The organism is Vibrio sp. 2134-1 (assembly GCF_033339495.1).
On sequence record NZ_JAWOUS010000290.1, the window covers coordinates 1 to 797 of the forward strand.

General features: G+C 48.8%; 1 protein-coding gene. It reads left to right on the top strand.

Annotation, left to right across the window (positions count from 1 at the left end):
• On the top strand, positions 1–797 hold a 797-nt coding region (locus R7R78_RS25540; protein ID WP_318119576.1), incomplete at both ends, for a pyruvate formate lyase family protein.

Sequence of the window (797 nt, forward strand, 5' to 3'; positions counted from 1 at the left end):
TGATCAAGTCACCGCTTCTGGGGCGGAGCAAATTAGCTACTACAAATGTAAATCTATTGAGATCGATACCGTAGTCGACAGCGTGCTTGAGCAGCAAGCGCAAGATATTTTCTGCTCATCGCTGGTGGATGACTGTTTGGCGCGCGGTAAAACAGTAAAAGAAGGCGGAGCGAAATACGATTGGGTATCTGGCCTGCAAGTGGGTATTGCCAATTTGGGTAACAGTTTGGCGGCGATCAAACATTTAGTGTTTGAAGAAGCACAAATCAGCCAAACGGAATTGGCAAAAGCATTAGAAGAAGACTTCGATGGTATTGAGAACGAACAACTTCGCCAACGCTTAATCAACTTCGCGCCAAAATACGGCAATGATGACGATTATGTCGACCAACTGCTGGCTGATGCTTACCAAGTTTATATCGATGAGTTGGCGCAATTTGTCAACACACGTCATGGGCGCGGACCAATTGGTGGTGGCTACTACGCGGGAACATCGAGCATCTCTGCCAACGTGCCATTTGGCGCCTCCACGATGGCAACACCAGATGGTCGAAAAGCGAAAACACCACTGGCGGAAGGCGCAAGTCCAGCATCGGGCTCTGACCGTTTGGGACCAACGGCGGTGTATAACTCAGTCGGTAAAATTCAAGCCAATAAAATCCTAGGTGGCGTGCTGCTTAACCAGAAGTTAAGCCCAGCGGCTGTCGCTTCAGAAGGGGATAAGCTCAAGCTTTCAATGCTGATTCGCACCTTCTTTAATCACCACAAAGGTTGGCACGTGCAGTACAACATCGTCT